The sequence below is a fragment of the Thalassoroseus sp. genome, assembly GCF_984380535.1.
Genome location: NZ_CFHRBF010000008.1, coordinates 207,818 through 226,816, shown reverse-complemented (window position 1 = coordinate 226,816; position 18,999 = coordinate 207,818). Strand labels below are relative to the sequence as shown.

14 protein-coding genes are annotated in these 18,999 nt (G+C 55.9%); 5 read left to right on the top strand and 9 right to left on the bottom strand.

Translation table 11 applies throughout. From position 1 onward, the window contains the following. Positions 1–12: 12 nt before the first annotated feature. Complete coding sequence (locus AC5DDB_RS12955) at positions 13–948, top strand: hypothetical protein (RefSeq protein ID WP_491740148.1); 936 nt, start codon at positions 13–15, stop codon at positions 946–948. A 12-nt stretch (positions 949–960) separates the two neighbouring features. On the opposite strand, the gene AC5DDB_RS12950 is transcribed toward AC5DDB_RS12955, so the two are convergent. The 7 genes from AC5DDB_RS12950 to AC5DDB_RS12920 all read right to left on the bottom strand — a co-directional run bounded on the left by AC5DDB_RS12950 (position 961) and on the right by AC5DDB_RS12920 (position 10,847). Beyond that, positions 961–2,391 carry a DUF1552 domain-containing protein gene (locus tag AC5DDB_RS12950; RefSeq protein WP_491740147.1) on the bottom strand — a complete coding sequence of 477 codons (1,431 nt, stop codon included), beginning with the start codon at positions 2,389–2,391 and terminating at the stop codon, positions 961–963. A 5-nt stretch (positions 2,392–2,396) separates the two neighbouring features. Then, positions 2,397–5,021, bottom strand: coding sequence for a DUF1592 domain-containing protein (locus tag AC5DDB_RS12945; protein WP_491740146.1), 2,625 nt, complete (start codon positions 5,019–5,021; stop codon positions 2,397–2,399). A gap of 161 nt (positions 5,022–5,182) precedes the next feature. Next, the gene (locus AC5DDB_RS12940) at positions 5,183–6,184 is read right to left on the bottom strand and encodes an HlyD family secretion protein (protein WP_491740145.1); all 1,002 of its coding nucleotides are present in this window, start codon (positions 6,182–6,184) and stop codon (positions 5,183–5,185) included. Positions 6,185–6,220: 36 nt separating this feature from the next. Beyond that, positions 6,221–7,603: a glycerate kinase type-2 family protein gene (locus AC5DDB_RS12935; protein WP_491740144.1), complete on the bottom strand. Its 1,383-nt coding sequence runs from the start codon at positions 7,601–7,603 to the stop codon at positions 6,221–6,223. Between the two features lie 39 nt (positions 7,604–7,642). Then, positions 7,643–8,059 carry a LolA-related protein gene (locus AC5DDB_RS12930; RefSeq protein ID WP_491740143.1) on the bottom strand — a complete coding sequence of 139 codons (417 nt, stop codon included), beginning with the start codon at positions 8,057–8,059 and terminating at the stop codon, positions 7,643–7,645. Positions 8,060–8,209: 150 nt separating this feature from the next. After that, complete coding sequence (locus AC5DDB_RS12925) at positions 8,210–8,428, bottom strand: hypothetical protein (RefSeq protein ID WP_491740142.1); 219 nt, start codon at positions 8,426–8,428, stop codon at positions 8,210–8,212. Between the two features lie 208 nt (positions 8,429–8,636). Further along, the gene (locus tag AC5DDB_RS12920; RefSeq protein ID WP_491740141.1) at positions 8,637–10,847 is read right to left on the bottom strand and encodes a serine/threonine protein kinase; all 2,211 of its coding nucleotides are present in this window, start codon (positions 10,845–10,847) and stop codon (positions 8,637–8,639) included. 193 nt (positions 10,848–11,040) lie between these two features. On the opposite strand from AC5DDB_RS12920, the gene AC5DDB_RS12915 reads away from it, so the two are divergent. Both AC5DDB_RS12915 and AC5DDB_RS12910 read left to right on the top strand, forming a co-directional pair. Then, positions 11,041–12,567, top strand: coding sequence for a cation:dicarboxylate symporter family transporter (locus AC5DDB_RS12915; protein WP_491740140.1), 1,527 nt, complete (start codon positions 11,041–11,043; stop codon positions 12,565–12,567). A gap of 213 nt (positions 12,568–12,780) precedes the next feature. Continuing rightward, positions 12,781–14,649, top strand: coding sequence for an aldehyde ferredoxin oxidoreductase N-terminal domain-containing protein (locus tag AC5DDB_RS12910; RefSeq protein WP_491740139.1), 1,869 nt, complete (start codon positions 12,781–12,783; stop codon positions 14,647–14,649). 204 nt (positions 14,650–14,853) lie between these two features. On the opposite strand, the gene AC5DDB_RS12905 is transcribed toward AC5DDB_RS12910, so the two are convergent. After that, entirely contained in the window at positions 14,854–15,972 is a 1,119-nt protein-coding gene (locus tag AC5DDB_RS12905) for an LptF/LptG family permease (RefSeq protein ID WP_491740138.1), read from the bottom strand. Positions 15,973–16,135: 163 nt separating this feature from the next. Between AC5DDB_RS12905 and AC5DDB_RS12900 the strand changes: the two genes are divergently transcribed. Beyond that, complete coding sequence (locus AC5DDB_RS12900; protein ID WP_491740137.1) at positions 16,136–16,912, top strand: SDR family oxidoreductase; 777 nt, start codon at positions 16,136–16,138, stop codon at positions 16,910–16,912. A gap of 32 nt (positions 16,913–16,944) precedes the next feature. After that, positions 16,945–18,168, top strand: a complete 1,224-nt coding sequence (locus tag AC5DDB_RS12895; RefSeq protein ID WP_491740136.1) for a cytochrome P450 family protein — start codon at positions 16,945–16,947, stop codon at positions 18,166–18,168. 2 nt (positions 18,169–18,170) lie between these two features. Here AC5DDB_RS12895 and AC5DDB_RS12890 read toward each other — a convergent pair whose 3' ends face one another. Further along, the gene (locus AC5DDB_RS12890) at positions 18,171–18,791 is read right to left on the bottom strand and encodes an FMN-binding negative transcriptional regulator (protein WP_491740135.1); all 621 of its coding nucleotides are present in this window, start codon (positions 18,789–18,791) and stop codon (positions 18,171–18,173) included. Positions 18,792–18,999: the final 208 nt, after the last annotated feature.

Below are 18,999 nucleotides of genomic sequence, written 5' to 3'. Positions count from 1 at the left end.
GAGCAATCATTCATGCTGACGATTCTATTGCTAACGCTGGCGACAACGACGGCTCCGTTGGACGCGCCGACGGTGGTTCTCGTGACCGGTGCTCCCGGCCAGGAAGAATACGAGACGGCATTTGGCACCTGGGCAGATCGATGGGAAGCTGCAACGCAAGCGGCGAATGCTCAGTTGGTTCGCATCGGAGAGACTGCGAATCAGGACGACCGTGAAGTCCTGCGGCAGGAACTGGAAAAATTGGAAGAGTCGAACTCGTCGATGGTTTGGCTGGTGCTGATCGGGCACGGCACTTTCGATGGCACGCGGGCGAAGTTCAATTTGCATGGGCCAGATGTGACGGCCGAGGAACTCGCGACGTGGTTGGAACCCTTGCCGATGCCACTCGCGGTGATCAACACCGCCTCGGCCAGCGGTCCGTTCGTGAATCGGCTTTCGGGACGAAACCGGGTGATTGTGACTGCGACCAAAAGCGGATTTGAACACAACTATGCCCGGTTCGGTGACTACCTTTCCCAAGCCATTACCGACCCTGAAGCCGACCTCGACAAAGACGAACAGGTTTCGCTGCTAGAGGCATTCCTTGCGGCGTCTTCCCGCACAAACGAATTTTATCAGCAAGACGCCCGCTTGGTTTCCGAGCACGCCTTGATCGACGACAACGGAGATGGACTCGGCACACCGGCCGACTGGTTCCGCGGCTACCGAGCAGTTCGCACCGCAAAAGATGGAGCTGAACCCGACGGTCTGCGGGCGAATCAATTCGTCCTCATCCGTCGGGGCGACGAAGCGAGATTGTCCGAACAAGTCCGCCAGCGACGCGACAAACTCGAACGCCAAATCGCCGAGTTACGGCAGCAGAAATCGAAACTTCCTGAAGACGAATACTATGCCCGTCTCGAACCGATCATGATCGAGCTGGCGAAACTCTATCAGGATGTGGAATAAGCGTGTGCTGGTTCACGCACGGATGCTGTCGATCTTTGCTGGCGTGCGTTTCTCGGGGCCAAGATGTTTCGGGACGTTCATGGCGGAGAGCATCGTGTTGTAGACATCGAGTCCTTCGGCATTCACATCGAGAATTTGGCCGGTTTTGAAGCGTCCACCGGCACCCGTGCAAGCGTGGAAGATTCCCGAGAGTTCGCGTTTGATGTCGTTGTGACGACCGTCGCCGGACTCTGTGGAAATCGTGATTAATGAGTTTTCGAGAATCGTCTTCCCGTTGGCATCGATGGAATCTTTTCCGTCGAGTCGTGAGAGGAAGTACGCCACTTCCCGCATCTTCATGTGAGCGTGAGCGCGGAGTTCCTCGTTCTTTTTGTTCTCGCGGAACTCGTGCCACCATTCGTGACTGCATCCCGCCGAACCGCTCTTTCTTCGCTGGGCTTTGTCGTTGAATTCGAACACTTTGCGTCCGTTGTACTCATAGTTGCCTGTGAGTCGAATGCGTTCACCCGCCGCCAAAAATGTGAGCGAACCAAAGCGGGTGCGGTCGGTTTGAATCGCGAGGGCGTACAAGTCGGCCATGAGTCGCCATTCGCTGGTCAGTTCCTCAAGCGTGATGTCGATGCCTTCGCCGCCTGGGTCCGCGGTTCCGCCGTGCGGGAGTTTCGAATCTGGTGGGATCGGCGGGGCACCTTCGACTTTGTTGTTCATCGCGAACGCCCGCTGTTCGTATTCGCGGATGCGTTCGAGGTGTTCGGCGATCCGGGTCCGCGAGGTGTGCCCCAACGGGGAGTTTTCCCCCGTGTAGAACCGATACTGATCGACAACGGTATCGAGCACGCTACGTTTCAGTCGTTCGCGGCGGGCATCGGGACTGCCATCGGTGGGGGCGAGACTACCGAACACACGGTCAAAGATGTCGCGTGGTTTTTCCTGCATCGTCGCGGCGACGGTGCCATCGGGATTGTAGCTGTGCACATACCGCCCGACGCGACTGCGGCGAAAGAATGTTCCGCCCACGAGTGTCGGCACCATGCCGGCGGGCAAGCCTTTCGGGTAGGCGGCGTGACGGATCATTTGATCGATCGATCCGCCACCGGCTTTCGCTTCACCATCGGGCGGCTCCGCAGTGAAGGCCGCGGCGGCTCCGTCGTAATGGGCGTTGCTGCCTTTCTCGTCGGCGCGAACATGGTCGACGCCACGCATGATGAGTAGCTTTTTGCTCAGCGGTTTGAGCGGTTCCAGCACGCCGTCGAAACCTTCCTGCTGCAGTGGTGCGGGGATGCCAAGTCCGAAGAACACATTGAAAGCACGGACCGGAACGGTTTTGTTCGATTCCGCTGCGTGGACCTGGGGCGTTCCCATTTCTTCCAAAAATGGCAAGCCAATCGTAATTGCCCCCATGCCTTTCAGAATGGTTCGCCGATGGACATGTCGATCGTACATAAGGGTTATTCCTTCTGGGAGAGGGCTTCCGATTGGGTGCGGGTGGTTTGGACGAGATCGCTCATCACGATGGCAGAAATCAGGCTGGCGTATGTGCCACCGTTCTTTTGCGATTGTTGGTGAATCTCAGCGAGATATGACGCGTCGGCGGCGATCAATGGACGACCAAGAGCGAACTGCGTCACCTTCCACGCCAGACTTTCCTTGACGCGGTCGCTTTTGGCCAGTTGATCCATTAGTTGTGCCGACGATTTGTAGGCGATTGGTTTTGCGGTGCCGGGGAAGAGAATCGTGCCGTCGCTGCGGAGTGGATTGCCATGCTCGTCGCGTTCATGCCAAGCTCCGATGCCGTCGAATTGTTCCAACCCGAACGCCAGCGGTTCGAAGCGGATATGACACACCCCGCACCGCGAGTCACCGATGCGTTGCTCAGCGATAAGGCGTTGCGTGAGTCCCGATTTGGTGGGTGGTGGAGTCGTGTTGACGCACGGCGGAGGGGCGTTGATCGTGCCTCGCAGTAAGTCGTGCAATACGAACAAACCCCGCGCGACCATTGATGCTTCATCGCCGCCGATTGTGAGCACACTCCCCTGCGTGAGCAAGCCGCCTCGGTGCGGGACACGGGACAAATCGTATCGCTGCAGCCCGTCTCCTTGCGGTTTCAAATTGTAGAATTCCGCGAGTGCCGGGGTGGCGAACGTGACTTGTGCGTTTAGCAGATCGGACAGTGGCCGGTTCTGTTCCCACGCGATTTCTCGGAAGTAGGCGATTGATTCGGCTCGCATATCGTCGGCTAACTGCGAAGTCCACTCGGGGAACCGGTCTTCATGCGGGCGGAGGTTTTCCAGTCGATCGAGGTTAAGCCATTCGATTACGAATTGTTCCGACCGCTCGATCGTGCGGGGATCTTTAAGCATTCGTGCAAGTTGCGATTCGATTTGTTCGCGTGAACTCAACCGACCGTTGTCGGCGGCATCGAGTAGTTCTCGATCCGGCGGAGCACCCCAGACGATGTAACTCATGCGGGAGGCGAGTTCGTAACCATCAAGGAGTCGCCGGTTGCCGTCGCCGCGTTGGTGTTCGATGCGGTACACGAATCGAGGTGATTGCAACATTGCTTGCACGATGTAGCGGATGGCTTCTTCGAAATCTCCGCCCGCGCTCGCGACGGTGGTGGCGATGCCGCTGAACTGGTTGACTTCATCGCTGCTTAGTGGTCCACGAAACAGCCACTTTCCCATCTTGGCAACGTGGTCACGCATGGTATCGTCGGTGGAGAGTTTTCGACTTTTCGAAAACTGGGAAGAGAACTTCAGCAAGTCCATCCGGTCGACAATGATCTCGGCGAGTTTGCTATAAGCTTCGATGTGCTTGAGGTCGATTCCCAGATTATAGGCGGTGTTGCGGAAACCGTCGGCTCGCAGATCAGGCGGCAAGAGTTGCTCGGCTTCCCGGCTAATGTCGACATCGACCGCAGCCTTCACCGTCGCGATGTATTCCGGCAAGGTCAGGCGTTGAATCCAGACATCCCCCGCGTGCCCTTCGTTCTTGTACACGACCGGATCGATGGTTTCGATGGTCCACTCGGCACCTTCGTCGAGCCATTTTCGCAGGTGGTTTTTCTCGTCATCGGACAGCGGTGCCCGATCGTGTGGCATCTTATCTTTGGCGACGAGTTGCCAAAGTTCGCTGTCCTTCGCATTGCCGGGGGTGATGACTTTGCCTCGATCGCCACCCGCGAACGCGGCGGCTTTCTTCGAAAGGTCTAAACCGCCTTCGTGAATCGCCGAGTCGTGACATTCCAAGCAATGCTCTGCAAATAACGGAGCAATATGTTTCTCGAAATGGCCCGTTTTCTTGGCCATTGTCAACGGGGATGATGTTCCTGGTTCCGCATGGCTGCCGGCGCGGAATTTCTGCAGAACTTCATTCGCCGAGATTGCTCGGCTGTAAATCGAGACCGCATGGAACTCGCCTAACCACGGCCGATCTTTGGATCGTTCGTTCGCCAAGATGAGATGATGACCACGATCCCAATTTCGCAAATCGCCGCCTACATTCCGGTTGGCAGTTTGGCGTCCGTTGATGAAGACTCGTGCCTGTCCGCGGGCGTCGCGTGTGAAGACGACATGCGTAAGTTCCGGCGTCAAGGATTTTGCGGGCGTGCTGGTTGAGGGGATTCCGTTCGTACTGGTCCGTGACGACCGTAACCGCACGTCGTATAAGTTCTTCTCCTGCCCGAGCGTGAAATTTCGCTGGCTAGGATCGGAGGAGATCGACACAATCCGCGCGGGACCTTCCTGTAACGTGTTTGCCGGTTTGATCCAAGTTTCGACGGTCAGGGCATTCGACTGATTTACTGCATCAATGATTTTTGTGGCCGGTTGTTTCGATACGATGTGGGTCGGCTTGGTAATGGTGAGATGACCATCGGACCAACGGACGTTATTCGGGGAGTCAATTGTCAGATCCAGCGGTTGGCCGATGCCGCTGCGGTCGTGGACGGTGTTTCCCTGGCGATCGCGAAAGTCGTACCGAACGAGCAAACTGTCATCGGCGTTCCCGTTTGGAACTCCTGTAATGACGCACAAAAAACCAAGCAGCAGCCTACCGAAACGGTACATATTCATGTCGACACTTTGCGGAACGCGGTGGTCGGACTTACAGAATGGAACCGCTTCAGAATAACATCTTCGGCGGCTTCCTCAAGGATCTGCACCAGCCCATAGCGTGTCTCGCGGTCCCGTGCGTCGAGCGATGACACCCCGAATCCGGCTCGTCCGATATCGGCTTACCGATAGAAAGTGTCGCACCACTGGATTTCTACGCCCGCTTCTCGCCGGACGGATGGCCAATCTTCGGCTGGGGCAATCGTGACCGTGATGTAATCGGGATCGTTCCGCAATGCGGACACGCCGGCCAATCGGCGTCCGGGTTCGATCGCTTCGACAACACCAATTCGCTGAGTTGTGGAGGAAAACTGAACGGTGACTCGTCGCCCGATTTTCAATCGTTTCGCTTTGGCGATGTGAAGTTCGGTCTTCACTTTGGGATGGTCAGTGTCTTGGATGGTCACGAACATTGCGCCGTCGGGCATAATCGCGTTTTCTGCGACATGGACACTCGCGATGATCCCCCCCGTGGGAGCGGTCCATGGGGTCGGTTGGGAAAGCCGATCCCACTCGGCTAATGCGAACTCGCATTCTTGTTTTTTGGCGATGAGTTGATCGAGTTCGAGTTCTTCACGGATTCGCGTAGGAAGTGAGAGACGTTCGCGTTCCAAGTCTTTGCGTTTCGGTGCGGGTTGCGATGTCAGCCCGACCGCGGAGATTTTCGCTCCAAGAAAAGTCGATGGGCGTAGTTCCACACCGGAATCTGCAGGTAACGAGCGGATGGCTTCGTCGATCTGAGCCATGCGACGACTCAGTTCCGCATCGTACTTTCGAGTTTGTTCCGCGACTTGTTCCTCAGCGGCTTGAAGTTCCGCCTGCAATTCGTTGCGGTATTTCCAGGCGGTTTCGTCACGGACTTCCGCAAGTGTTTGGCCTGCGTGGACTGTTTGTCCCTTTCGAACCGGTAGTTTCAGAACCGACAACGATGATTCAGCGACGAGTTCCAGATCGGGAGCTAACAGGACTCCTCGGGCACGTTCCACCGGGCCGGCATTACTCCAACTCACAAATCCGCAGCCGATCCCGAACGCTGCGATCACTGCTAACAAACAGACCTTCGGAGAAGGTTGGGGCTGAGATTTTACTGTCGACAACGTTGAGAAGTGAGACGTGTGCGACACGAATCGGCTCCATTATGAACGAGGACTCCTGGGAACTTAGGAGTCGATAGGATCGTTGAATAAATGGGGACTCACCGGATTCCAGAGTGCAACCCGCAAGTCCATAACATTTGTATGTGTTGGTCCCGTCTGGATCAAACTGTTTGTTTGTGCAAAAAATGGGTAGGAATTGTTAATCGCTAAAAAATCTTGGGGATCGAGTTGGCTTCGGATTGCGTGTTCCCGAGTTTGGGCATCAGCGATGGCACCGGCTGCGTCGGTGGGGCCGTCTTCACCATCGGTTCCTCCCGAGAGGATGACGACATGTTCCATACCAATGTCCCATAGTTCGAGAAGTGCCGCCAACGCGAGTTCCTGATTCCGTCCACCTTTGCGGGGGAGATCGGTTGGCGTGAGATGAACCACCGGTTCGCCACCGCTCAGCCAACAATGTTTCGGCTCATTTTCGGTCGCGGACTTCCGGAACTCATCACAACGCCGAGCAAGCTCTCGCCCGACCTCGTGAGCAACTCCAGCATCATTCGTGCCAAGCACGTCAATTTTGTAACCTAGGGCCTGGGCATGTTTCGCAGCCGCTTCAATGGCCACGCGATTGTTGCCAATGATGTGGTTGTGGACGCTCGCGGGAATCGGCTGCGGTTGGAAAACCTGCTCGAACTGGTGCAAAACCTGCCAAACGGGTTTCGGAACGGCCTGGTGCTGTGGGTCGAATTTTTCGAGTACACCGATGGCACCGGTCGGAGTGGATGAATCGGCGACAGTCGGGCCGGAGGCGATAATGTCTAATGGGTCGCCGATGACGTCAGAAATGATCAGCGAAATTGTACACCCTGCTGTGGAACTTCGCGCCAGTCCGCCGCCTTTGATCTGCGAGAGTTGCTTGCGGACAAGATTCAATTCCTCGATGGTCGCACCGGATTGCATCAGGAACCGCGTGACGGCTTTTTTGTCCGTGAGGGAGATGCCTTCAATTGGACAAGGCAACAACGCACTGCCGCCACCGGAGATCAGCACAAGACACACGTCGTTCGGGCCGAGCTCGGAAACCAGTTCCAAAATCTTTCGCGAACCAATAACGCCCTCTTCGGTGGGTTCATTCACACCCGCCGGTCGGGCGGGATGGAGATGGATGTTCGGCAGCGGACGCACGCAGTCGGCTGGTACATTGACCCATCCAGTGAGTCGATCGAGTAAACCGTGCGACTCGAAAAACGTCTGGACTGCCGTCGCCATTCCCGCACCGGCTTTACCCGCTCCGACGACGACACAGCGACCGAGTTTGTCCAACGGAATCGAATGACCGGCGATCGTCAGTGCTGTGGAATCTAGCGACAGCACGTTCGCGACTAACCGCTCGGAATCGACGGCTGCCACACCGGCTTGCCAGATCGCCAACGCATCCTTGCGGAGTTCGTTCATTCCGGTCACCACTTGCAACTGTCGCCCACGTCGAGCACGTCAAGACGGCGGGAACGTTCGCACGACTTCGATTCCATCGATCTTCCAATCGCTGGCGGCATCGAGCTGCATTGACAGCGTGAACACCACCCGCGACGGTCTTCGAGATAGGATACACCGTACGACCGCCGTTTGCCCATCCAGCCGGACATGCTGGACTTCGCCGACCGTCTCCGGGTCGGGCTGATCGAGTTTTTGCCACTGTTCGTCGGAAGCCGCTTCGGAGTTGCGACGCATTTCTTCGGACATCAATGCCTGCAAACCTTCACGATCGCCCGAGAGCATCGCAGACATGAACTGTTCGGCAGTCGTTTTAGCCGTCGATTCCGCTCGCCAACGATCGGCTCCGTAGGCGATCAACGCGACGGCGGCAATCGTCGCGGCGGCGAGAATACAGCGTCCGATCCAACTCCACATGCCGACACCACTCGACTAGACCGTACTACGGTCTTTTGTGTTCACGATAGATGCGAATACCTCGTATCTTCCGCGCAAAAAAAGACCCCGGTGTCATTCGACCAGGGCAACCGTGAAAGCAATTTGTACTCAAGAGACACGCTCGTGTCATCAGGCGGAGTTTCGCATTCGCCAGTAGGTTGTCATCACCTCGAAGACATCCGCGGGAACTTCGACTTCGTCATCGGCAAAGTCATCGAGCCAAGCTCGATTGTGTTCCACGGCGTCGCTGAGGATGCGGGCCATTTCCTCCAGTCGCACACTCACGCGTGGTTCCGGTGCCAAAGCGGAATCGATTGTTCCTGTGAACAAACGTAGTCGTGGTCGCATGCAGCGTCCTTTTGCGATTTTCGTTTCACCAAGTTGATTAGCAACCGGTGCTCTCACCGTTCAAAAACCTTCATCACCGTTATCGACCCTCAAACCGGTGATCTTCATGAAAAGTTTGATTCTGCATCGATTCGCGGAGTTACAACGAAATTAAGGGAGGGATCTTACCTAGTACTGTCCGATCGCAGACATTGTTTTGGCCGGTCGTTCAGTGGGAAGATGTAAACTTCGTCGTCGCCGAAACCGGAAGTCGGGTGATATCCACTCCCGGTCGGTTGGTCGAACGCCGAGGACCTTGCCAATCGATAATGTTGGAATTCTCGGCCGAATCTGACGGCGGTCCTGCGAACTGGAACTGGCCGATGGCCAGATCTTCGACGGCAAGGTAGCGATCGTCTGCGATTTGCCAGTTGGCATTCGCATCGCCCCGCCCCATGACGATCGCACCATTCGCCAGCAGACTTCCCGGACCGGCGATGCGAAGCGTTTTGACCACTTCGTTCGGTTGCGGAGACTGCCAACGTACGATTGCGCCATCATCTCGGAAATCGAGCACACAGTCGGTCATTGATAGCTGCAACAATGCTGACCGATGCGACTTGTCGGCAGCCCAATCGATGATGGCCTGTCCTTCGCGAACCGTCACCGATTCCAATTGAATCCGTGTTTGTGGCGGTGACGACGGATTGACCACGCGGATCAGCGGTGCGGGACCGATCACAAGGGAATGCTGCAACACAATACGGCTCGGCAATGTCTGCGTGCGAACGAGCGATCCACCAATGACATGAGAGTCACGCATTCCGATATGATGTCGACCCGCGGAATCGACGGGAGACCAATCGATGAACGATGTTTCCGGATTTGCATTCTGACTTTCGAATCGACAGCGATCCAAACCGATACTTTCCGTCTGCAAGGCGATCGCGGTTGTCTGATTGGTTACGAAATGAACGTGCTCGAAAGTGACATTCGTCGCGGTCAGTTTCCAAGGTTCGGAGTCGATCCGCACGCAGGCTGGTTCCGGCCCGACACTCCGAATCGTGAGTGGACCGACCGTGCTGACGTGGGCCGGCAAATAGACCTGTCCGCCCTCGAGTTCAATCACGCCGTTTGCGTTTGGTGTGGGTAACGACCGCAATTGTGCTTCGGTCTTGATTGGCGTTTGCGGCGGTGTCTGAGGTGTCGTTTCGTTGGTCGCTGGGGAAACGGGTTTTGTCGATGCACCAGGAATGTTGGCTAGCCACGGTTTCAAGCCGGCGTCGCTGAGCGTCATTACAGCACCGGAAACGCAGAACAGCATCGCGGCGACGGTCTTCCAGCGTCCACCGGAAGAATCCGTCTTCTCGGGCCGACCAAGAGCCGCCTGAAAACTCTCGCGAAATCGACGGATCACGGCTCGATGTTTCGGTCGAGCGACACCCCAGCGATCCCGCAGAAGCCGGAACGAAGCCGGACGTTGATTAGGATCGGGGGCCGTCATGGCATGGATTAGTTTTGCCAATGGCTCTGGTGTTTCCGTAGCGATATCGCGGACATCGGGAATACGTTTCGACGTGTGAGCCACAAGTTTCGCCAGCGGATCACCCGTCGTGTATGGCGACCGTCCCGCCAACAAATGCCAGAGCAAACAGCCAAGTGCGTACATGTCCGAAGTTGCTCGACATGGTTCACCGGTGCCGATTCGTTCGGGAGCGGTGCCATCGTAGCGGTCTGGGGTTGTCGATTCGGGAACGGTCAGTTGGGGGCGAAGAATCGGCGTCAAACCGGCGTCGACCAAAACGGCCTGTCCGTCCGATGAGATCCGCACATTCTCCAACTGCAATTCGCCGTGCAATATCCCCTGGGGTTCCAAGTCCGCCAGCGACTGCACGATCTGCCTCGCAATCGCCTCGACAACTTCGGCCGGAAAACGACCGCGTCGTGTGAGTAAATCTCGCAAGTGGGGTCCGTCGGCAAACGGGCTGACGGTAATGAGTTCATCACCAAAGTTCAGCACGGCTGTCGGCCCCACCGCTCCATCATGACGCACTCGTGGAAACCGTTGGGTGAGTTCCTGAAGTTCCGCAGCCAGGCGTTCGCTCTCTGTTTTCGTGCAGCGAGAGCGTTTCAACGCGACTTGGCGTGATGCCGAGCGATCCTGTGCCAAGTATGTGACGGCACGTTCGCTCATGCCCAATCGATCGACCAAGACCCACGGTCCGATGGTCAATTCGTCGAACCGGTAGTCTTCGAGCAATTGAGCTTGGAACGCCGTCAGTTTTCCACGTCCGACGAGTGCGTCGATCCAGACCGAATCGAAAGCGGGCAGATCTCGTGACAATTTCCGCACACGTCCACGACACCGCCGAAGATCGCCCGGAGTGCATAATCCGAGTTTCAACAGTTGTTGGCGAAGTGGTGAAGAGAGCGGTTCCATCGCAGATGCCCAAGAACGAACGGATTCCGTGCCCGCGATATCGCAGATTCCCGCTCTGCCGACAAGATCAGCTTGCCGGAGATTTGCCCTAAGTTGTGCCACTTCATCGAACTGAGTGATTGCGAAGCCTGGGCGGATTGATCAGAATGCGAACCACTCGTCTTCGTCACACACATCTTGGAAAGGACTCTCCGTGAATACTCCCGCTGCGACTTCCGAAACACCGGCAAATTCCGATGGTGGTCATGGATTGGGGCCGACATTGGCCATTGTTGCGGCGATCGTCCTGGCGGTGTTGGTGGCGTTGATCTTTCCCCACTTCGCCGCTTCGCTCAAGATTGGTGGCGATATCTTCCTCGGCCTACTCAAAATGCTTGTGGTGCCGTTGGTTGTGGTTAGCGTGATGAGTGGGGTGTTGGGATTAGGTGATGTGCGGAAGATTGGCCGGCCGGGGGGAATGGCGGTTCTGTACTATCTTACGACGACAATCCTGGCGGTTGTTGTCGGACTGGTTGTGGTGAACATCATCCAACCGGGGAAAGCGGTGAACCAGGCAGAACTCGAAGCCGCCGCTAACCAGAGTGACGAGGCCATCGAAGCTCGTCAAAAAGCCGCTGCTCGAAAAGCCGCAGACGAGGCACTCACGGACGCGATCCAAGCCAAAGAAGACGCGAGGCTGAAATTCAATCAAGCCAAGACTGCATTGGAAGAAGATGCGACCGACGAGCAACTTCAGGCTGCCATGGAACAAGCCGATGCCGAGTTAAAGGCGGCGGATGTGGCACTCACGAAGGCGGAGAAACAAAAGAAAGACGCCGGGGAGGAACCGAGTCTCGGGCAGATTTTGGAAAATCTGGTGCGAATGTTGTTCACCGATAACCTGTTCCGCTCGGCGATGGCGATGGATTTATTGCCTTTGATTCTCTTCAGCCTGTTTTTCGCCGGATTGTTGACCACACTCGGTCCGCGAGTTGATGCCATCACGACATTGGTGGAACAGTTCAACACGGCTTTGATGCAATTCGTGTTGTTGCTCATGAAGATCGCGCCGATCGGCATCTTCTGTTTGGTGGCGGCGCAGTTCGGAGAAGCGCAGGCGGCCGACCGTTTAGGAACTGTCATTCGGCAAACGCAGTCGTACATGATCACCGTGCTCGTTGGTCTTGCGGTGCATGCGTTTGTCACGTTGCCATTGATTCTGTGGCTCGTCACACGACGGAACCCCTACAAATTCATGCTGAAAATGGCGAAACCGTTGTTGACGGCATTCTCGACTGCGAGTTCCTCCGCCACATTGCCCATCACTCTAGAGACCGTCATCGAGGAAGCAGACGTCTCTCGAGAATCCGCGGAATTTGTGTTGCCGTTGGGGGCCACGGTCAACATGGATGGCACTGCATTGTACGAAGCGGCTGCTGCGATCTTCATCGCTCAAGCGATGGGAGCGGCATTCGATCTGACGTTGACCAAGCAAATTGTCATCGCAGTGACAGCAACGCTTGCAGCGATCGGTGCAGCGGGGATTCCACAAGCCGGGCTGTTTACGATGATCATCGTCTTCAACGCGGTCGGACTGCCGGTGGAGTACGTTGGGTATATTCTTTCGGTCGATTGGCTTCTGGATCGTTTTCGAACGGCAGTCAACGTGCTCGGCGATTCGATCGGTGCAGCGGTCGTCGACGGCAGTTTCCGCAAAGCTATGAACGAACCGGTGAGTTGAGTGCTTTTTGACGATGTGCGTCCCGGTGGTGACACCTTTTCATCGAAGACGAGCGTTGCGGGCAATTGCACTGTCGGGACGTCAATGACACGCGAGTACGAGCTCTTCCAATCTCGGTCCTACGCGAATTTACAGACTCGCATTGTGGACTAACCAACCGTTGGGCATAATACAGCCCCTTGAAAAATCATTCGCTGAGTTGGAGGAGTAGTCGTGTCGGAGGGACCGGGCAACGGAGCCACCAAAACACCGCAAGACTTCCAGATTCGGCACGTTGATATCAATCTGTCGAAGGGAACGACCGACTTCACCACCATCCCTTGCATGGATTACGAAGACGCCTTCGGAGGGATGGCTCGCGGCTTCAAACTGCTCGAAAGTTGCTCGGTCAGTGATGCATACGCTCCCGAAGCCACGTTGATCATGAACCTCGGTTTGCTCAGCGGCACCGATTTCATGACGGGATTGCGAACGTACTTCCACGCTTACTCACCGTTGAAAACGTCGTTCGCGGGAAAACCGTCGGCGATGTGGTCCGCCGGGAGTGGTAAGTTCGGTACCAAGTTGCGGATGCTCGGTGTCGATGAAGTCTGCTTCACTGGTCGGTGTGAATCGCCGAGTTTGCTCCACATCTCACGTGGTGATGACGAGCAACTGAAATTCGAACTACTCGATGCAAGCCACCTCGTCGGTTTGCGAACGAACGCCAAGATTCAAACGCTCTACAAAAAGTATCCCGAAGCACACTTCGCGGTGGTTGGTCCAGCGGGTGAGAACTTCAAGACGGTCCGGTTTGCTGCAATTGCTCTTTCAACCGAGAACCAACTGAAAAGTGGTGACTCGAAATCCCGGTGGTGTGGTCGGGGTGGTATGGGCGGCGTGATGGGCTCGAAGAACCTGCTCGCCATCGTTGCGGATATCAAAGATGTGCAACTGCCGAAAAGTGGCCCGGAACTGAAAGTCATCAACCAAGAAGTTGCCCGGGGCAAAGGGTCCGCCCGGTTTCGTGACAAGAAAAAAGCCAACGGCGGCGGCGGAACGTGGGCGAATTACGAAGCCTTGAACCCCGTCCACGCAATGCCGGAAATGAATTTCGTCCCCACGGGTACTGCGGTTTCGTTGCCGTTGCATCGGCCATTGGTCGAGGAAATGGAACCGCTGCTGATCAAGGACGAATCCTGTTTCCGTTGTGGGATTAGCTGTCACAAGAATGTTTACGACAAGAAAATCGAAGAGAAGAACGGCAAGACGAAAGAAGTACCCGGCCAGTTTCGGGCGAAACTCGACTTCGAACCGTTGAACCTGTTGGCATCCAACATCGGCATTTTCGACATTCACCAATCGTGTGAACTTGTGGAACTTGTCGATGAGATGGGCATGGATTCCATCTCCTGCGGCACAACCTTGTCGTACGCAATGGAGTACAACAATCGGCATCGCGAGAAACCGATTGCCGGCGGATTGAGGTACGGCGACTTCGAGGCCACTCGCGAGGCAATCATTGCCATGGGTGAGGGGCGACTCGGTGAACTTGGCCAGGGCTCGTTGCGATTGGCTCAGGAACTCGGCGAACCCGGCTACGCGATGCAGTCGAAGGGCGTCGAGTTTCCGGCGTACTTGCCACAGACGAACCCGGGATATCCTTGGGCGCTTGCGGGCGGGCACATGTCGATGCGGACGTATTTGCTGTTGCTCTACGAACGCGAAACCGACATGGAATACTGGGTCGACGCCATCACGAACCCCAAACGCGGGTTGTCGATTCTCCGCGACGATTTCCTTGGTTCTTGCAAATTCACAGGTTTGCCGAACGAGCAAATGGCGGCGGCGATCGAAACAGTCTCCGGGTTGACGTGTTCTCCGGAAGTTCTCGAGAACACCGTTCGTCGTGTCTTCCTCCGGGGCTACAAGTTGGAACGGATGCAAGGTTTCGTTGCCGACGATTACGTTATGCCCGCTGAGGCCCACGACGAATACCCGCAAATCCAACTACCCTACTTCAACACCCCTGAGTTCTTCAGCGAACTGAGAAAACGCGTCATGGCCCGCTTCGACGAAATGCTCGCCGAAGAAGGTCTATAAGCACTTTTCAGGATTGTAGGGTGCGTGGTGTGCGATTGCGCGTTTGTAAGGTTGCAGGGAACACAAACTATTACCAATCAATAATTTGTGTGCCACTGCTAGCTTGCCTAGCAGTGCGAGTGACCAGCCATCCGGGAGTCGCTAAAAACACTGCTGGTCAAGCCAGCAGTGGCACCCATTGACGCCTGCCGTGGCACGCATTTTCTATGTCTGTGCGATTCCGCTCAGCCAAGCGCCAAGAGTACCGGTGACGATGGCGGGGGACCAGGCGGCCATGTCGGGTCGTAACAGATTGACGCTGCCGAGGTATTCGCAGCCCATCGACAGTCCATAAAGTGCCCCTAAACATCCCGTGCAAACTGCCATGTTGGTCACGAGACTGCGACTTTCACGGCGAATCACAAGCGGCACCGCAACAAAAATGCACAGGACATTCGCAATCGGTGCGACAAACCGCAGGTGCAAGTGCATCAACTGAGCCCGCACCGATGACGAACCGTACGCCGGGTTGCGGATACGCTGAATCAGTTCGCTGGTCGGGATGTATTTGTAACTGCGGTTGCGGTTACTGAGTTGGTCGAAACTTACGTCGGAGACAATGAACAGGTCCGACGAATTTGGCACCGGTCGGACCAACTTGTGCCCGGTCTCTGTGAGCTTCAAGTTTGAGGGATTGTTCGAAAGATTCTGCAGTAACCAACCTGCCGGCCGATCGTCGGTGGCTTCGTAGAAGGTAGCGGATTCAGCGGAAAGTGTCGTCAACTCCTCAGCGACTTCCGGCACGGGCAGCACGAAATGGGCGTCTTGGACACGTTGTTCGCTGTAGAACAGTCGTTCGCCGTCGATGCAAATGTGCGAGACGTAATCATAGACCGGCTCGACTTTCTTGCCTTTCTCGCCGGCTTCGCCGCGTCCTGCTTGCAACATTGGAGCGAAGCGAGGAATCAGCACGTCTTGGTTGATCCACGCGATGACGTTGACAAGCACCGCGCCCGCGAGAAACGGCCGCATCAATCGAGAAACCGGCACACCCGCCGAGAGCATCGGCGTAATTTCCGTCTGCTTATACAGCATCGCAACGACCACGAGCACCGAAATGATCGCCAAAATCGGGGCCATCATGTTGAAGAAGGCGGTCGATTGATAGCTGTAGTGCTTGGCCATCGCCTGCAGCATTTCGCCGGTTGTGTCGGCTCGTACTTGGAAATCATCGACGTTGCTAAACCCGTCGATCACCACATACAAACCGTACGTGCTGACGAAGAGAATCAGGAACGTCGACAAATACCGCCTCAGCAGATAGCGATCGAAGATCGAAGCCATAGCGAATTTCCAGGTCCAATCGGGAAACCATTACGCGGCGGGATCACAGCAAAATCCGTGAAAACGGTCAACATCAAGAGCGGCGTGAAAACGGGTTGGCCGAGTTGTTCGCAACTGGTATTCTTCTGCTGAACGGAGTGATCGAGATCAAGGAACAACGCTCATGGATGTGAACAACAAGGTGGTTGTGGTGACCGGTGGAGCCCGTGGCATCGGGGCGGCTCTCTGTCGGCAACTTGCTGCAGCGGGTGCGAAAGTCATGGTCAGCGATATTGACGGCCAGACTGCTGCCGAAGTTGCTGCGGAAATCGGTGGCGAGAGTTGTCCGTGTGATGTCAGTCAGGAGTCCGAGGTTACCGCCTTGGTCAAAGCGACCGAAGATGCGTTCGGCCCGGTCGATATTTTTGTGTCGAACGCTGGGATTACCGTCAAAGGCAGCGAAAACACGATTGATGGAGATTGGCAACGTCTGTGGGATGTGAACGTGATGTCCCGGATTTTTGCCGCTCGGGCTGTCGTGCCGGGGATGTTGGCTCGGGGCGAAGGTTATCTGATTCACACCGCCTCCGCAGCCGGTTTGTTGACGGAGATCGGTTCGGCGGCGTATTCGGTCACGAAGCACGCGGATGTGGCCCTCGCGGAGTGGTTGTCGGTGCAACACGGGCGAGAAGGCATTCGCGTTTCGTGCATTTGTCCGCTCGGCGTGGAAACGGACATGCTCGACCATGACGATCCGATTCACCAGTTTCTCCAAATTAGTTCGATTTCCGCCGACCAAGCTGCGACGGCAATCATGGCAGGCATTGAAAGCGAAAAGTTCCTGATCTTGCCGCATCCGCAAGTGGATGAGTTCTATCGAATGAAGTCCGAAGACCCGGATCGCTGGATTCGTGGGATGCAGCGTTTGAAACAAAAGCTCGCTCGTCGTCGCGCTGCGTGACGGAATCGAACGACACGGAAGGACCGCGACCGGTGCAGAAGTTCGATCTCGTTTCGCAAGAGTTCAAACGCAATCCGCAGCCGACCTTTGCCCGGATGCGGGAGCAAGGTTCGCTGCTCGAGACGCGTTTGCCGCTGATGGGGCGAACATTCGTCACGACCGACTACGAAACAACGGTTGCGGTTTTGCGGGATTCGAAACGCTTCGTCACTGCGGCTCACAATGCCGGTCGCAAGCGGTACGCGGGGATGCAATGGTGGATGCCCCGCATGCTGACGACGCTAGCAAACAACATGCTGACTAAGGACGATCCCGATCATCGTCGCTTGCGCAAGTTGGCGGAGTCGGCGTTCCTGCGGCAAAGTGTCGACGACATGCGACCGCGCTTGGCGGAATTGGCGAATACACTGCTGGATCAAGCGGAAGCCATTGCGAAGCGTGACGGTCATGTCGATTTCGTCCAGCATTTTGCTCGCCCGTTTCCGTTGGCGGTCATTTCCGAATTGCTCGGGCTACCCGAGGAAGATCGCCCGATCTTTGGAAAATGGGGCGAGGCACTCACATCGACGAACTCGGTGATGGCAATGTTCCGCTTCCTGCCATTGTTGCGAAAGATGTACCGCTATTTCGATCGCCAGTTCGAAGAATGTCGTCGTCATCCGCGTCCCGGTTTGCTGACCGCACTAGTTCACGCGGAACAAGCGGGAGATCAATTGAGTCACGACGAACTCATCGCATTTGCGTTTTTGTTGCTGTTCGCAGGACATGAGACAACGGTGCATTTACTGAGTGGTGGTTTGATAACACTTCTCGAACACCCCGCACAGAAGCAGGAACTGCTTGATGATTGGTCGCTGGGCGAGCAAACGGTGCAGGAGATTTTGCGGTATCATTGCCCGGTGCAGATGACCAAGCCGCGTTACATCCGTGAAGACACCGAAGTTGCCGGTGTGAAGTTGCGTCGCGGGGAAATGATTTCGGCGATTTTGGCGGCTGCAAACATGGACCCACAGGAATTCGAAAACCCCGAGGTTTTCAACCCGCATCGCGATCCTAATCCGCATGTGGCATTCGGGACCGGCATGCATGTGTGTCTGGGGATGAAACTCGCGAACGCCGAGACCGAGACGGCCTTTCAGTGCTTGTTCACACGGTACCCGAACTTGCAAATCGCAATTCCCACGCACGAATTGCAATGGACGAAACGCCTCGGATTACGCGGACTGACCAAGTTACCGTTGAAACTCACGTCCTAAGTTCACGATTCGAGAGTCTCTCGCATGAGTTCGGCCACTGCCTGAGCATTGGGGTCTGCTTCGTGTTGCAAGCCCTTGATGACTCGTTCTCGTCGCTCGACGGCGTGATTTTGGCTGAGTTTCCATTGACCTTCGATGTGTTCGATGTCGATCCGAAAACCGACGATCATCGGCAAAAGTTTGTCGAGAAACTCCGCTGAGCCTTGGAACTTCCACGGGTTGTCGCGAAATCGCTCGGAGTGTTTAACGGTCCGCTCCACAAGCTCTTGAAGCGTCGTTTGATCGTCGAGCAGATGTAACGTGCCAGTGACGTGGATCGCAACGTAATTCCAGGTGGGAACAACATTTACGGCTTCATACCAAGTGGGCGTGATATAGGCGTGGGGACCGGAAAACACCGCTAATACTGTTTGTCCATCCGCTTGCGTCCATTGTTCATTCGCCCGAGCCATGTGCCCCCAAAGTTGCCCATTTGGAAAGGCATCCCGGTCCAAAAGCAGCGGGAGATGCGAGGCAATTGGGCGGTCTGCCTGTTGCGACACGAGAGTGGCGAAACTGTGCTGTTCAATATGATCGAACAATTGGGCTGGGTCGGTTTGTCGGAAGGCAGCAGGTACATACATCAGGGCGGGATATCCGGTTGGATGAGGTCGGTCGAAAAGTCGAGGAAGTTGCCGTATAGAGAGGCTTTTCCCATAGGCGGGTTCGTGCAAAAGTTCACCCGCGATCGGCGAAAATGCGTGACAAATCAGCGAAATTTGTTATAATACTGGTCCAGCCAGGATTCACCACCACCTATTTCAGTTGTACAACTGAACCTCACACCTTGAT

Excerpts from the sequence above, each read along its gene's own strand:
- AC5DDB_RS12955 (WP_491740148.1), top strand. The coding sequence starts at position 13 with ATGCTGACGATTCTATTGCTAACGCTGGCGACAACGACGGCTCCGTTG.
- AC5DDB_RS12925 (WP_491740142.1), bottom strand. The coding sequence starts at position 8,428 with ATGCGACCACGACTACGTTTGTTCACAGGAACAATCGATTCCGCTTTG.
- AC5DDB_RS12890 (WP_491740135.1), bottom strand. The coding sequence starts at position 18,791 with ATGTATGTACCTGCTGCCTTCCGACAAACCGACCCAGCCCAATTGTTC.
- AC5DDB_RS12930 (WP_491740143.1), bottom strand. The coding sequence starts at position 8,059 with ATGTGGAGTTGGATCGGACGCTGTATTCTCGCCGCCGCGACGATTGCC.
- AC5DDB_RS12920 (WP_491740141.1), bottom strand. The coding sequence starts at position 10,847 with ATGGAACCGCTCTCTTCACCACTTCGCCAACAACTGTTGAAACTCGGA.
- AC5DDB_RS12935 (WP_491740144.1), bottom strand. The coding sequence starts at position 7,603 with ATGAACGAACTCCGCAAGGATGCGTTGGCGATCTGGCAAGCCGGTGTG.
- AC5DDB_RS12900 (WP_491740137.1), top strand. The coding sequence starts at position 16,136 with ATGGATGTGAACAACAAGGTGGTTGTGGTGACCGGTGGAGCCCGTGGC.
- AC5DDB_RS12950 (WP_491740147.1), bottom strand. The coding sequence starts at position 2,391 with ATGTACGATCGACATGTCCATCGGCGAACCATTCTGAAAGGCATGGGG.
- AC5DDB_RS12945 (WP_491740146.1), bottom strand. The coding sequence starts at position 5,021 with ATGAATATGTACCGTTTCGGTAGGCTGCTGCTTGGTTTTTTGTGCGTC.
- AC5DDB_RS12905 (WP_491740138.1), bottom strand. The coding sequence starts at position 15,972 with ATGGCTTCGATCTTCGATCGCTATCTGCTGAGGCGGTATTTGTCGACG.